13 protein-coding genes and 1 pseudogene are annotated in these 13153 nt (G+C 54.9%); 8 read left to right on the forward strand and 6 right to left on the reverse strand.

Annotation, left to right across the window (positions count from 1 at the left end):
- Positions 1-193 precede the first annotated feature (193 nt).
- The 3 genes and pseudogenes from ACMWLG_RS08500 to ACMWLG_RS08510 all read left to right on the forward strand — a co-directional run bounded on the left by ACMWLG_RS08500 (position 194) and on the right by ACMWLG_RS08510 (position 2328).
- The gene (locus ACMWLG_RS08500) at positions 194-871 is read left to right on the forward strand and encodes a response regulator transcription factor (RefSeq protein ID WP_045354785.1); all 678 of its coding nucleotides are present in this window, start codon (positions 194-196) and stop codon (positions 869-871) included.
- Positions 871-1711 (forward strand): annotated as a pseudogene (locus ACMWLG_RS08505) (sensor histidine kinase). The gene ACMWLG_RS08500 and the pseudogene ACMWLG_RS08505 overlap by 1 nt, the downstream one beginning before the upstream one ends.
- A 137-nt stretch (positions 1712-1848) precedes the next feature.
- On the forward strand, positions 1849-2328 hold the full coding sequence (locus ACMWLG_RS08510; RefSeq protein ID WP_029739386.1) for an RrF2 family transcriptional regulator: 480 nt from the start codon (positions 1849-1851) through the stop codon (positions 2326-2328).
- A gap of 98 nt (positions 2329-2426) precedes the next feature.
- Here the strand turns inward: ACMWLG_RS08510 and oqxB are convergent, their stop codons facing one another.
- Positions 2427-5582, reverse strand: coding sequence for a multidrug efflux RND transporter permease subunit OqxB (oqxB, locus tag ACMWLG_RS08515; protein ID WP_023311530.1), 3156 nt, complete (start codon positions 5580-5582; stop codon positions 2427-2429).
- Between the two features lie 24 nt (positions 5583-5606).
- Positions 5607-6782, reverse strand: a complete 1176-nt coding sequence (locus ACMWLG_RS08520) for an efflux RND transporter periplasmic adaptor subunit (protein WP_023311529.1) — start codon at positions 6780-6782, stop codon at positions 5607-5609.
- A gap of 336 nt (positions 6783-7118) precedes the next feature.
- Here ACMWLG_RS08520 and ACMWLG_RS08525 point away from each other — a divergent pair, with 336 nt between their 5' ends.
- Positions 7119-7472: a helix-turn-helix domain-containing protein gene (locus ACMWLG_RS08525; protein WP_023311528.1), complete on the forward strand. Its 354-nt coding sequence runs from the start codon at positions 7119-7121 to the stop codon at positions 7470-7472.
- 70 nt (positions 7473-7542) lie between these two features.
- On the forward strand, positions 7543-7860 hold the full coding sequence (locus tag ACMWLG_RS08530; RefSeq protein ID WP_045401210.1) for a YebG family protein: 318 nt from the start codon (positions 7543-7545) through the stop codon (positions 7858-7860).
- A 61-nt stretch (positions 7861-7921) separates the two neighbouring features.
- On the opposite strand, the gene ACMWLG_RS08535 is transcribed toward ACMWLG_RS08530, so the two are convergent.
- Complete coding sequence (locus ACMWLG_RS08535) at positions 7922-8443, reverse strand: hypothetical protein (protein WP_045401214.1); 522 nt, start codon at positions 8441-8443, stop codon at positions 7922-7924.
- 395 nt (positions 8444-8838) lie between these two features.
- Here ACMWLG_RS08535 and ACMWLG_RS08540 point away from each other — a divergent pair, with 395 nt between their 5' ends.
- Complete coding sequence (locus ACMWLG_RS08540; protein ID WP_045401217.1) at positions 8839-9249, forward strand: YybH family protein; 411 nt, start codon at positions 8839-8841, stop codon at positions 9247-9249.
- A 44-nt stretch (positions 9250-9293) separates the two neighbouring features.
- Here the strand turns inward: ACMWLG_RS08540 and ACMWLG_RS08545 are convergent, their stop codons facing one another.
- Both ACMWLG_RS08545 and ACMWLG_RS08550 read right to left on the reverse strand, forming a co-directional pair.
- On the reverse strand, positions 9294-9749 hold the full coding sequence (locus ACMWLG_RS08545) for a hypothetical protein (protein ID WP_045619785.1): 456 nt from the start codon (positions 9747-9749) through the stop codon (positions 9294-9296).
- Positions 9750-10150: 401 nt separating this feature from the next.
- The gene (locus ACMWLG_RS08550; protein WP_023311523.1) at positions 10151-10654 is read right to left on the reverse strand and encodes a winged helix-turn-helix transcriptional regulator; all 504 of its coding nucleotides are present in this window, start codon (positions 10652-10654) and stop codon (positions 10151-10153) included.
- A gap of 61 nt (positions 10655-10715) precedes the next feature.
- Between ACMWLG_RS08550 and ACMWLG_RS08555 the strand changes: the two genes are divergently transcribed.
- A complete protein-coding gene (locus ACMWLG_RS08555) occupies positions 10716-10952 on the forward strand; it encodes a tautomerase family protein (protein ID WP_045401224.1) in 237 nt (78 codons plus the stop codon).
- A gap of 65 nt (positions 10953-11017) precedes the next feature.
- Here ACMWLG_RS08555 and ACMWLG_RS08560 read toward each other — a convergent pair whose 3' ends face one another.
- Positions 11018-11902 carry a LysR family transcriptional regulator gene (locus ACMWLG_RS08560; RefSeq protein WP_045401592.1) on the reverse strand — a complete coding sequence of 295 codons (885 nt, stop codon included), beginning with the start codon at positions 11900-11902 and terminating at the stop codon, positions 11018-11020.
- Positions 11903-12016: 114 nt separating this feature from the next.
- Here ACMWLG_RS08560 and ACMWLG_RS08565 point away from each other — a divergent pair, with 114 nt between their 5' ends.
- Complete coding sequence (locus ACMWLG_RS08565; protein ID WP_047064298.1) at positions 12017-13144, forward strand: alpha/beta hydrolase; 1128 nt, start codon at positions 12017-12019, stop codon at positions 13142-13144.
- Positions 13145-13153 lie beyond the last annotated feature (9 nt).

Consider the following 13153-nt stretch of genomic DNA (forward strand, 5'->3'; position numbering starts at 1 on the left):
CCCTTGGATTCAAATGATGACGATGCATGCGGTTAACCGCCAGAACGCCCATTTTGAATACCGACCCTAAGGTTCTTATGAGCCGAACATGAAGAAACACTGAAGCGCGAGCAGGCGCTGTAGACCAGGCAGGTTTCCTGATACCGTTTTTTTCTTAAGATGTTCTTCATTCACGGTTGATACAGTTGCCAGTGTGAAAATTTTACTAATCGAAGACGACCTGGATCTCGGCAACGGCGTACGTATCGCCCTCTCGGATCAAGGATTTGACGTCATATGGGTACGCCGCAAAGAGGATGCGCTGCATCAGCTGGACGTCTGCGTGCCGGAACTTATTTTGCTCGACCTGGGGCTGCCCGACGGCGACGGCATGAGCCTGATGGCGCGTTTGCGTCAGCAGCTCAAGGGGATCCCGGTCATCATCCTGACGGCGCGAGGCACGCTGCAGGACCGGCTTTGCGGGCTGGATGCCGGTGCGGACGACTATCTCGTCAAGCCTTTTATTCTCGCCGAACTGCTGGCGCGAGTCAGAGCCCTGGCGCGGCGCAGCTACGGCTTCGAGAATGAAGCGATAGAAATTCGAGGCTTATCGCTTCATGTTCCGACGCGCCGCGTGACGGTGAGCGCGCGCCACGTAGACCTGACGGCGAGTGAATATGCGCTGCTGGAAACGCTGATGCTGCGCGCTGACCGCGTGATTACGCGGCGGTTTCTGGAAGAACGGATATTCGGCAACAAAGAGAACCTCAGCAATGCGCTCGATGTGCATATGGGAAACTTGCGGAGAAAAATCGGCGACGGCTATGTGCGGACGGTGCGGGGCGTCGGGTACGTCATTGATACCGTCTCCATTCAAAAGGTGACCGGTTAATGCAAAACGTCTGGTATCACCTGAGGCGCCCGACGCTGGTGCGCCGAATTATCATCGCCCAGATGCTGCTGACCCTGCTGTGGTGTCTTTTTCTAACCTTCATTCTGTGGGAGGACCTGCGCAGCCCTCCCATCCTCACGGGCAGTAAAACATACGAAACCGTTTAGCGCGGAAAGGGAACGGGTTTTCATTGCAGATGCCGCGCACGAGCTGCGTACCCCCCTCGCGGCGATGCGCATCAACGTGGAAGCGCTGCAGTCCTGGGTCATCAGCGAGAGCCAGCAGGAGCTGCTTGCGGGGGTGATTCGCAGCAACAGCCGGGCAGCGCGTCTCGTCAACCAGCTGCTTCTGATGATGCACAGCGAAGCGCGCATTGATACGGAAATGGAGACCGTGCCGCTGACGACGCTCATCCAGGAGCGAATGGCCGAGCTGGAACCGCTGGCCTCTGCGCGCAGGATAGAACTGGAATTCTTCGCCGAGGATGGCATCTGGATCCCCGGCGTCAGGGAACGCCTGGTGTCGCTTATTGATAACCTCATTGAGAACGCCGTGAAGTACAGTCCCGAGGGCGGGCGGATTCAGGTCGATGTCTGCATAGCAGATGGCTTCGCGCGGCTTCGCGTTTCAGATGCAGGGCCCGGTATTTCGGTTGAACTGCGCGAGCGCGTGTTCGACCGGTTTTTCCGCGACCCCAATCAGGTGCAAAGCGGGAGCGGGCTGGGGCTTGCCATCGTCAAGGCGGTGGCGCAGCAACACAACAGCAGCGTAAACCTGAGTACTTCCGCTGAAGGTGGCCTGATGGTGACGGTTGACTTCCCGAACCGCACGTTTTGCTAAATCAGAACGGGGGGTTCGATCGCAAATGCCGCAGATTGCTTCAAAATAATTACCGTATTTGTTATATTGTTGTTTATTGCTTATTCACCTCTGCGGTGCCAAAAAGAACAAGATTCACCGCAACCCAGGACAGAGAAATGTTAGATTACCGCTTCCCGACAGCTTTGCAGATGGTTCTCAGCGTAGCGATGGCGGAGCAATTGGGTGAACGTTCTACGAGTGCGATTCTGGCCTACGGCCTGGAAGCGAACCCGAGCTTCATCCGCAAATTGATGGTTCCGCTGACGCGTGACGGCATTATCGTCTCAACGCTTGGCCGTAACGGCTCAATTCATCTTGGTCGCCCGCCGGAAGAGATCACCCTGCGCGACATCTACCTTTCGGTAATCGAAGATAAAAAGCTGTGGGCGTCGCGCCCTGACGTGCCGGCCCGCTGCGTGGTCAGCGCTAACGCCTGCTGGTATTTCAAATCGATATCCGAAGAAGCCGAGGAGGCTTCGTTAGCGGTACTGGCCCGCCATACCGTGGCAAGCGCCCTCGAAGCGGTCAAAAACGCCGATAGCAGCGGATGGGATCCGCTCCCCGACCTTATTGCCCAGTATCAAAAAACGTCTTAACGATCTTGCCGGCTGGCGCTGCGCTTACCCGGCCCATATTCAGATGTAAAAAAAACCGCCTTCACAGTGAAGGCGGTTTTTTATTATCTGCAGCATTCCTACGCGGGCAGAACGTCCCTTTCCTCTTTTTTCCCGCGCGTCACGAACTTACGCAGCGTCACGTAAAACACCGGCGTCAGGAACAGACCAAACAGCGTCACGCCCAGCATCCCGGAGAAGACCGTGATCCCGGTGACGCCGCGCACTTCTGCGCCCGCGCCGTGGCCGAGGATCAGCGGAATAGTCCCGGCAATAAAGGCGATGGAGGTCATCACAATCGGACGTAAACGCAGGCGGCACGCCTCCAGCGCGGCTTCCATAATGCCTTTGCCCTGAATTTCCAGCTCGCGGGCAAACTCCACGATAAGAATCGCGTTTTTACACGCCAGCCCCATCAGCACCACCAGCCCCACCTGCACGAAGACGTTGTTATCGCCACCGGTCAGCCAGACGCCAAACAGCGCGGAGAGCATGGTCATCGGCACGATGAGGATCACCGCCAGCGGCAGCGTCCAGCTTTCATACAGCGCCGCCAGGACCAGGAACGCCAGCAGCACCGCGACCGGGAAGACGATCAGCGCCGTGTTGCCCTGCGTCGCCTGCTGGAAGCTCAGGTCCGTCCATTCAATGTTCATCCCGTTTGGCAGGATCTGCTTAGACATGGCGTCCAGCTGCGTCATCGCCTGCGCAGACGAAAGCACGCGCGGGTCGGCATCGCCAATCAGATCTGCCGCCGGGTAGCCGTTGTAGCGGATCACCGGATCCGGGCCGTAGGTGGTCGTGATTTTCACCATGCTGCCAATCGGCACCATTTCGCCCTGGCTATTACGGGTGCGCAGATTCGCAATATCTTCCACGCTGTCGCGGAACTGTCCGTCGGCCTGCGCCATCACGCGCCAGGTACGGCCGAACTGGTTAAAGTCGTTCACGTACGACGAGCCAAGATAGGTTTGCAGCGTACCGAAAAGATCGGTCAGCAATACGCCCTGCGCTTTCGCCTTATCACGGTCTACCTGCACGTCCAGCTGCGGAACGTTAGCCTGGTAGGTTGAGATCGGGAAGTGCATTCCCGGCGTCTGCATAATCGCACCGGACATGGTGTTCACCGCGTTTTGCAGCGCCCCATACCCCAGACCGCCGCGATCCTGAATGTACAGAGAATAGCCCGACCCCTGACCCAGCCCTAAAATCGGCGGTGGCAGAATGGAGAAGCCAAAACCTTCCTGAATTTGCGCGATTTTCGCGTTGATCTCAGCGTTAATTTCCGCCGCAGTATGTTTGCGCTGATCGAACGGCTTCAGGCCAAAGAAGACCGTCCCGGTATTCGGCGTGTTGGTGAACTGCAGCGCGTTCAGCCCCGGGAACGCAACCGCGTAGTCCACGCCTTCGGTATTCATCCCGATTTCGCTCATTTTGCGGATCACCGCGTCGGTGCGCGCCAGCGAAGAACCTTCCGGCATTTTCACGCCGCCAATCAGGTACAGCTTATCCTGCGTCGGAATAAACCCGCCGGGAACCGCTTTAAACATGACGCCAGCGGCACAGAGCAGCAGCAGATACACCACAAATACCGAGCCGCGTCGTCCCAGCGTTTTGCCCACCAGCCCCTGATAGCCGTTCGAGCTGCGGTGGAAAAAGCGGTTAAACGGACGGAAAATCCAGCCGAACAGACGATCGATAAGCCGGGTCGGGAAATCCTTCGGCGCGCCGTGCGGTTTTAACAGCAGTGCCGCCAACGCCGGAGAGAGCGTCAGCGAGTTAATCGCTGAAATCACCGTAGATATCGCGATCGTCACCGCAAACTGCTTGTAGAACTGACCGGTAACGCCCGAGAGAAACGCCATCGGCACAAACACCGCGCACAGCACCAGCGCAATCGCGATAATCGGCCCGGACACTTCGCGCATCGCCTGATGCGCCGCCGCAAGCGGAGCAAGCCCCTCTTCTATGTTTCGCTCGACGTTTTCCACCACCACGATGGCATCGTCCACCACGATACCGATGGCCAGCACCAGCCCGAACAAGCTCAGGGTGTTCAGCGAGAAGCCGAGCAGGTAGAGAATGCTGAAGGTACCCACCACCGAAACCGGCACCGCGATCAGCGGAATGATCGACGCGCGCCAGGTTTGCAGGAACAGGATCACCACCAGCACTACCAGCACCACCGCTTCCAGCAGCGTTTGCACGACCGCACGGATGGAGTCGCGCACGAAAACGGTTGGATCGTAAGGTGCCGCCCATTTCATATCTGCCGGGAAGCGCGTGGACAGTTCGTCCATTTTCGCGCGCACCGCGTTAGACAAATCAATGGCGTTCGCCCCCGGCGACTGGAAGATACCAATCCCGACCGCGTCTTTATTGTTCAACTGGGAGCGCAGCGCATAGCTGCCGGACCCCATTTCGATACGCGCCACGTCGCGCAGGCGGACGACCGTACCGTCCTGCGTCGTTTTCAGGACAATATTGCCGAACTCTTCTTCGGTATGCAGACGCCCTTGGGCGTTAATGGAGATCAGGAAATCGCTCTCTTTCGGCAGCGGCTCGGCGCCAAGCTGCCCGGCGGATACCTGAACGTTCTGCTCCTGCATCGCCGTGACCACGTCCGACGCGGTCAGCCCGCGGGCCGCCACCTTGTTGGGATCCAGCCAGACGCGCATCGCGTACTCGCCCGAGCCGAAAATCTGGATCTGGCCGACGCCGGGCAGACGCGCCAGCTCGTCCTTCACCTTCAGCGTGGCGTAGTTACGCATATACAGGGAGTCGTACTTACCGTTGGGCGAAAACAGATGCACCACCAGCGTCAGCGTCGGGGACTGTTTCTGGGTGGTAATGCCCAGGCGCCGCACGTCTTCCGGCAGACGCGCTTCGGCCTGCGCGACGCGGTTTTGCACCTGCACCTGCGCCTGATCCGGGTCGGTTCCCGGACGGAAGGTGACAGTGGTGACCAGCACGCCGTCGGAGCCCGCGACGGACTTCATGTACATCATGTTCTCAACGCCGTTGATCGCCTCTTCCAACGGCGTCGCCACGGTCTCGGCAATCACTTTCGGGTTGGCGCCCGGGTACTCCGCGCGCACCTGCACGCTTGGCGGCACGACGTCAGGATATTCGCTCACCGGCAGCAGCGGGATGGCGATTAACCCTGTGATAAAAATCAGAATCGACAGCACCGCGGCAAAAATCGGCCTGTCGATGAAAAAGCGGGAAAAGTCCATGGGTAGGATTCTCAGGTCAAGGGATCAGTTGAGGGCGCTGGTGGCGGTCATGGCAACGGTTTTGGCGTTAACCGGCATACCCGGCATAAACACTTTTTGTAAACCCTCGACGATGACTTTATCGCCAGGGTTCAGCCCCTGCCGCACGATGCGTAAACCGTCTGCCAGACGGCCCGGCGTGATGTCGCGGCGCTGCGCTTTCCCCTCTTTATCGACGATATAAACGTACTTACGATCCTGATCGGTCAGCACCGCTTTGTCGTCGATAAGCGTGGCTTTGAACTCCGCGCTGCCCGGCAGGCGTACGCGGGCAAAAAGTCCCGGCGTGAACTGACGCTGCGCGTTATCCAGCAGCGCGCGCATACGGATGGTGCCGGTACTCGGCGTCAGCTGGTTATCCAGGAAGTCCACTTTACCCTGGTGGGGATATCCCTCCTCGCCCGTCAGGCCAATCTCAACCGGAAGCGCCGTATGGTTGCTGGAAGCCCCCTGCCCGCTGCGGGCCAGATTCTGGTAGTGAAGATAGGTCGACTCGTCCACGTCAAAGTAGACGTAAACCGTTTTCTGCGAGACCAGCGTGGTAAGAACGCTGGCGGTGTCACCCGCCGTCACCAGGTTTCCGCTGGTGATCAGCGCCCGGCTGGCGCGACCGTCGATAGGCGCGGTGACTTTGGTGAAGTCCAGGTTGAGCTGCGCGGCGTCAACTGCTGCCTGCGCGGCACGAATATCGGCCTGCGCCTGAGTGGCGGCCGAACGACGCTGCTCCCACTCTTCGCGGGAGACAACGTTGGTATTGACCAGCTTATCGGTACGATTAGCCTCACTTTGCGCCAGGCTGGCCTGCGTTTTAGCTCTCGCCAGGTTCGCCTGCGCCTGTTCCAGCGCCGCGCGATAGGTTCGGTCATCAATCGTGAATAGCACCTCGCCCTTCTTCACTTCCTGGCCGTCGGTGTAATTCACTTTATCAATGTAGCCGGAAACGCGCGGACGGAGCTGAACGCTCTCCACCGCTTCAATCCGGCCGTTAAAGCTATCCCACTGGCTAATGGATTTCACCACCACGTCAGCAGCGCTGACGGCGGGCGCAGGCGGCGCGGCGTTTTGCGCGACGCTGTTGTCGCATCCGACGAGCAGCACGGAGAGCAACATGGCCCCCAGCGCGTTCAGATGAAAGTTACCCCAGGTTTTTTGCAGGCTCATTATTTTTATTCCGGTAATTGTCGCCGCCGGGCAAGACGCAGCAGGAGGCACTGCGCCACTTCCTTTGTCCGGTGGCTATCTCAAGGCCATTTGTGTCGTTCATCGCCACAAAACTGTAACAGTTGCGAATACACTATCGCGGCGATTGTAGGAAGGCGCTTAACTAAGTGCAAGAATAATTGTTGCACTTTATGTGCTATTTGAGCGGATGTGAAAAGACCCGTTTCGGTCAGGGATTTAAATGCAACAATAAAACTTGCAATTAATACAAAAACGCGCCACCTTTTAATGCAACAGACAAAGATACTTTTTGACAGGCAGCGTGGGAGTAACCAGATGAACACTGGCGCATTTATGCATGATTTACTCGACTGGATCGACAACAACCTGGATAGCCGTCTGGACATTGAGTCCGTCGCCAGGCGGTCCGGCTACTCAAAATGGCACCTCCAGCGCCTCTTCAAAGAGCATACGGGCTATCCCCTCGCCGGGTATATTCGCGCGCAAAAGCTGCAAAAATCGGTTGAGCGCTTAACCCGCAGCGATGAGCCTATTCTAAACGTGGCGATCGCGCTGGGCTTCGACTCCCAGCAGTCCTTCAACCGCAGCTTTAAGCGTCAGTATGGTCAGGCGCCTGGGGCATGGCGGCGGAGTATGGGTGGCCCGGAAACACAGCAGCTTCGCCAGTAATGCATATTTTGCTGCAACGTCCATCTGTTGCTGCTACACTGTATATAAATACAGTATAGCGAGGTGCACGATGGCTGTTGAAACAAAATATGTTGTCATAAGAAAAGGTGAAGAGAAAATGACATTTGCCAGTAAGAAAGAGGCTGACGCTCACGACAAGCTGCTCGATATGGCAGATGCGTTCACCGACTGGCTGTTGCAAAGCGGAATGCAGATGGATGAAACGCAGGCTGAAAATCTTGGCCTGTATCTCGCCGAGCAGAAAGAGACCGTGCAGCATATTCTGCGTACTAGCAAGCTTCCCGATCTCAATGCCCCAGCTGCAGCGGATAAAACTGAATCCGATGCGGCTGACACGAAAAAAATCAGGGCGGTGAAAGCGGCCTGATTTATTCTGCCAGAAAGAAAAAAGCCTCCCAACGGAGGCTTGTAGAGTAATACTTCACGGGCTATTTCAGCCTCTCTCTCAATTCGATATAGACTTCATTCAATTTCGTTATATTGGCTTCATCCATCGAGAGCACTGAGAAGTCTACAAACCAGTTACCATTACCGTGCTTCCTTATGATAAATAGTTTTTTGCCGTTCATAAATTGATACTCAACATCGTAGCTTTTATGAGTCCACGAGAGATTATCCGGAATATTGAATTTCGTCGTCTGTGCTGGTTTTGTCGGATCCCATTTTAAAAAGTTAGTGTACAAAGTTATCCAATGTTCGAGGCTGGCCTTGGTGACGTAACCAAAATGACCAGACAAATCCCCACCGTAGTAAACGGTCATTACTGCGTATTCACCTTTATCGTCGAGGCGGAGAATTCCATCAAAACCATCTTTATACTGGGGTTCATTAACCAGCATCACTTCAACACCAGTTTTATATTGTGTCCAGGTATAATAGAACGCCGGCTTCCCTGGCGTTGAACACCCGGCAGTAAGCATTACGAATATAAACCCTAAGATTTTAATCATCACTACCCCTAATTAAATAAATTTTATTTATAGCAACTAAAAAAATATAATTAACTACAAGATGCTACACTTTATTTGACCACAATATCTGTTGACCAAAGTTCTCATTAACTGAACGGCTATTCCGCGAAAAACTTTAGAGAAATTTTCCAGCTTAAACTAAATCCTCCGGTAAACTCTGCCATTAGTGCTGGTCTATTTTTAGGCAACTGAACAATTATCGCCGTGATATCTGCGGAATGTGTTAGCTATGTTTGCGTCCCACTCATTGCAAACGTAACGTTACTTAGCGCCTCCACTTCAAACCCACAGCACCATCCATAAGACCTGGTAGCTATACAAACACGCCAGACTGTTACGTTAATACCTGTTTAGCCCTTAACAAGGAAACTCGCATGACCCCACATCCGCTACGCCAGATCATCGAATCCTGCGATCGCGCCATCACGACCAAAAACTATGACGCCCTGATGGAGTACTACGCCGACGACGCGGCTCTGGTGGTCAAGCCCGGCATGACGGTTAACGGAAAAGAAAATATTCGCAGCGCGTTTATTGCCATTTCTGATTATTTCCAGGACCAATTGATTGTGGAACAAGGAGAGATGCAGGTGATCGAAGGCGGTGACAATGCCCTCGTTATCATGGAAACCGTTCTGCGTTTTCCTGATGGTCAGGGTGGGATAACGGAAATGTCCCGCCGCGCAACCTATGTTTTTCGACAGGAAAGCGACGGTCGCTGGCTTTGTACCATCGACAACTCCCACGGAACGTCGCTTCTGGATACGGGGAACGCATCACGTTAATCACGCTTTCAAAGGGGCGCTACCGCCCCTCCACGTCAGCGTACTTAATGCGCAGTAATGCGCGGCTCCTTCACAAACTCAGCCAGCAGCCACACCATATCGTGCAGCAAGCCCGTAAGCTCTTTCGCTACGTGAGCGGGCAGCGTTCCACCCATAACCGCTTGCGTCAGCGCCAGTGCATAGTCCACCTGAGTAACGGTGTCCTGCCAGCAGTCCGGCACGCAGGAGTTCATTTTCTCCCCCATGATCAACTGCGCGATCAGGTCCGGCGGAAGATCGACATCGCAGAGTTCGCGCAGCTTGCGCAAAGACTGAAGGAGACGCTCGCAAAGCACGGTAAACAGCTTCGCATCCTCGATTTCGACCAGCACGCTCACCAGCGCGGCGCAGCTGTCAGCGACGTCAAAAAGATCGGCATCAGCCGGAAGCGGCCGGGAGATAAGGTGCTGAATAACGCTTTCGTCAGACGGAAAATAAGTGAGGGTTGGGATAGTAGCCATACAAGGCTTCCTTCTATATGCAGTTCATTAAGCCACCCAGTAAGTTCCTACGCTCGGGGGGTAGCGCTGACAGAGGTAGGAATACCGCCCATATAGAAAAACGGCCAGCCTTACGGCTGCTCCGCCAGCGCCACCGCAATTGTAACGGGATCGGTGCTGCCGCGACATACGAAATGTCACTATATGGTAGATACGGGTTCCTACGCCCGATTGCGGATATGCCGCAACGCAGGCACTTTACGACTCCGTAGAAATGAATAAAAGACATAACCCTTGGTTACAGAGGGTTACTTTGCGGTTTGCGAGGCGCCTTCCAGAATGACAACGCTGCCCTAAATTTTAAGGGTATCAATCACCGCTCTCGCTGGGCTTTGACTCCCGGCAGTCCTTCAACCGCAGCTTTAAGCGTCAGTATGGTCAGGCGCCTGGGGCATGGCGGCTAAGTATTGGCTGTCGTGAAACGTTAACCGAACGTTTTTAGGGTCAACGAACTTACCGTCGGCGGTAACATAGGCGCTATTAACCACTTCTCCACTTTCTTTGTCTGTTAACGCAATATGCGGTGCGTCGTGCAGTATGTTTTTATGACCCCACTCCATCAAAGAGAAAAGAATCGGCGCAAGGCTGCGGCTTTTGGCGGTGAGAACATACTCATACCGTTCACGCGCCCCTTCTTCCTGATAAGGGATTTTGCAAAGCAGGCCGAGTTCAGTCATTTTTTTTAACCGGTTCGCCAGCGTCTGCCTGGTGATTTTTGTATGATCCCGTATCGTTTCAAAGCGTGTTACCCCATAAAACGCCTCTCTCAGAATCAACAAAACCCATTGATCGCCAAGAAGCTCAGCGGCCGCCGCTAACCCACAAAGCTCAGGTAATAAGTACGGTAATGATTTATTTTTTGACATCTCTTCGTTTGCCTCGTAACCTGAGTATGATTTAAAGACTCAGTTATTTAAGGAGAATACAATGCCCTTCGTAAATGTGCAAACCATTAATGGAATTATGAATTCGGAGCAAAAAAAAGAACTGCTACGTCGTATGACTGACCTTATTGTTGAAATTGAGGGAAACGGCGACCCTGAATTCCGGCGTTCAGTATTGATCCGTATTGACGAGCATGAACCGGAACAGTGGAGTCTTGGGGGAATACAGCCCACATCTGAAATGATTGCTGCAAAACTTGCTTCACCACAGCGGTCCTGATTTATTTTTAGGCTTAGCTCACCGGCGGGCAATTTGAATGTCCGCTCTCGTGATGTTATGCCGCCCTAAATTTTCAGCGTATCGATCACAGCCCTCAGGGCAGGCGACACGTTGCGGTGCGGATAATAGAGATACAACCCGTCCATGCGCAGGCTATAGCGCTGCAACACCCGGATAAGCGTTCCGCGCTCCAGATCGTCAGCCACCAGCTCCACCGGGACATAGGCCAGCCCAAGCCCCAGCCGGGCGGCCTCGGCTTCCATGTAGCTGTCAGACAGCGCCCATTGCCCCTCTGGCCGATGGGTGATTTTTTTCCCGTCCTGCACCAGTTCCCACTGATAGTCACTACCGTCGGCAAACTGGTAAGCAATGCAGGGATGAGCCACTAAATCGGCTGGTGTCTGCGGAAAACCGTAGCGTCTGAAGTGTTCCGGGGCAGCCACCGCGGCCATTTCCATATCAGGCGTGATACGCACTGCAATCATTCCCTGCCCCACTTCCGGCCCCAGTCTGACACCCACATCGAACCGCTCGGCGATAATGTCGACGAAGCGGCTTTCATTCATCAGTTCCAGCCTGATGTCCGGGTAACGCTGTTTAAAAATGGCGAGCTTTGGCAGCAGACACTTATCGATAGCGTGCTGGCTGGCATTAATACGCACCGTGCCGGACGGCGTCTGACGATAGTGTGCCAGGGTCGCCAGACCCGTATCGAGCGTATCGAATGCAGACTCGGCGGTCTGATAAAGCTGTTCCCCGGCATGGGTGAGCGAGAGCTTGCGCGTGGTGCGGACCAGAAGTTGAACGCCCAATCGCTCTTCCAGCTCGCGAACCGAGCGGCTGATCCCGGATTGCGCCAGCCCAAGCCGAAGCGCGGCCGCCGTGAAGCTCCCCTCCCGTACCACCTGCATGAACAGGTACAGCTCATTATAGTTTTCCCGTTTCGCCATCATCCCCACCCATTTATAACAATATGATATGAATCCTAGCAGCTTTCGCCCTCTAATCAGCACTATTTCTGCTAACTATAATGACCGCAACACAACAACCCAGGGTTCATTTCTATGAAAACATTTACCCAAAAACTGTCCGTTGCGATGCTGCTATGTGCATCATTAAGTGGAGTGACAACAATGAGTTATGCAGAAACCACCAACCCAAACGCGCCTGTTTCGATGGTGAGCACATGGGATAAAACCTTCGCCGAAAGTGACAAAGTCGATCACCGTAAGGTGTCCTTCCAGAACCGATACGGGATCACTTTGGTAGGCGATCTGTATCTTCCCAAAAACCGCGGCGACCGCAAGCTGGCGGCGATTGCGGTCAGCGGGCCATTTGGCGCGGTCAAAGAGCAGTCCAGCGGCCTGTATGCGCAAACCCTGGCAGAAAATGGGTTTGTGACCCTGGCGTTCGATCCGTCCTATACGGGCGAAAGCGGTGGCCAGCCGCGCAACGTAGCGTCTCCGGATATCAACACCGAAGACTTTAGCGCGGCGGTGGACTTCCTTGGGTTGCAGAAAGAGGTTGATCGTAACCGCATTGGTATTCTCGGCATCTGCGGCTGGGGCGGTATGGCGCTCAACGCAGCATCCATGGACACCCGCGTGAAGGCGGTCGCCACCAGCGTGATGTATGACATGAGCCGGGCGATGGGCCACGGCGTGGGCGACGGGAAAGATCGCTATTCAACGTCTGACCGCCGTGCCGTTCTGCAGTATCTGAACGCACAGCGCTGGAAAGATGCTGAGAACGGTACCTTCGCGCACGGCGGCCATGACATTTATGTCGATGAGAACGGTAAGGTGACGGCAGCTGAACGTATTCTGCCGGAGACGTTACCTGACAACCCGAATCTGGTACTCAAAGAGTTCTTTGACTACTACCGTATGCCGCGCGGCTTCCATGCGCGCTCCGTCAACTCCACCGGCGCGTGGACCGCGACCACGCCATTATCATTTATGAATATGCCGCTGCTGAGCTACGCCGGGGAAATTACTATTCCAACGCTTATCGTAACCGGTGAAAAGGCACACTCCCGCTACTTTGCTGAAGATGCGTTTAAAGCGGTCGGCAGCAAGCAGAAGGAACTGGTGATTGTTCCGGGCGCAAACCATGTCGATCTCTACGATAATGCTGCCGGGAAGATCCCCTTCGGCCAGTTTGAGCAGTTCTTCAAAACCAACCTGAAATAAATCTCTACG

It is taken from the genome of Enterobacter sp. 01-M-02-SI-ECC (assembly GCF_047530595.1).
In the GTDB taxonomy this organism is placed as follows: Bacteria; Pseudomonadota; Gammaproteobacteria; order Enterobacterales; family Enterobacteriaceae; genus Enterobacter; species Enterobacter cloacae_M.

What these genes read in the sequence shown, in the direction of transcription:
- ACMWLG_RS08555 (WP_045401224.1), top strand. Translation starts at nt 10,716, where the DNA reads ATGCCCTTCGTAAATGTGCAAACCATTAATGGAATTATGAATTCGGAG.
- oqxB (WP_023311530.1), bottom strand. Translation starts at nt 5,582, where the DNA reads ATGGACTTTTCCCGCTTTTTCATCGACAGGCCGATTTTTGCCGCGGTG.
- ACMWLG_RS08530 (WP_045401210.1), top strand. Translation starts at nt 7,543, where the DNA reads ATGGCTGTTGAAACAAAATATGTTGTCATAAGAAAAGGTGAAGAGAAA.
- ACMWLG_RS08525 (WP_023311528.1), top strand. Translation starts at nt 7,119, where the DNA reads ATGAACACTGGCGCATTTATGCATGATTTACTCGACTGGATCGACAAC.
- ACMWLG_RS08510 (WP_029739386.1), top strand. Translation starts at nt 1,849, where the DNA reads ATGTTAGATTACCGCTTCCCGACAGCTTTGCAGATGGTTCTCAGCGTA.
- ACMWLG_RS08535 (WP_045401214.1), bottom strand. Translation starts at nt 8,443, where the DNA reads ATGATTAAAATCTTAGGGTTTATATTCGTAATGCTTACTGCCGGGTGT.
- ACMWLG_RS08540 (WP_045401217.1), top strand. Translation starts at nt 8,839, where the DNA reads ATGACCCCACATCCGCTACGCCAGATCATCGAATCCTGCGATCGCGCC.
- ACMWLG_RS08520 (WP_023311529.1), bottom strand. Translation starts at nt 6,782, where the DNA reads ATGAGCCTGCAAAAAACCTGGGGTAACTTTCATCTGAACGCGCTGGGG.
- ACMWLG_RS08560 (WP_045401592.1), bottom strand. Translation starts at nt 11,902, where the DNA reads ATGGCGAAACGGGAAAACTATAATGAGCTGTACCTGTTCATGCAGGTG.
- ACMWLG_RS08565 (WP_047064298.1), top strand. Translation starts at nt 12,017, where the DNA reads ATGAAAACATTTACCCAAAAACTGTCCGTTGCGATGCTGCTATGTGCA.
- ACMWLG_RS08545 (WP_045619785.1), bottom strand. Translation starts at nt 9,749, where the DNA reads ATGGCTACTATCCCAACCCTCACTTATTTTCCGTCTGACGAAAGCGTT.
- ACMWLG_RS08550 (WP_023311523.1), bottom strand. Translation starts at nt 10,654, where the DNA reads ATGTCAAAAAATAAATCATTACCGTACTTATTACCTGAGCTTTGTGGG.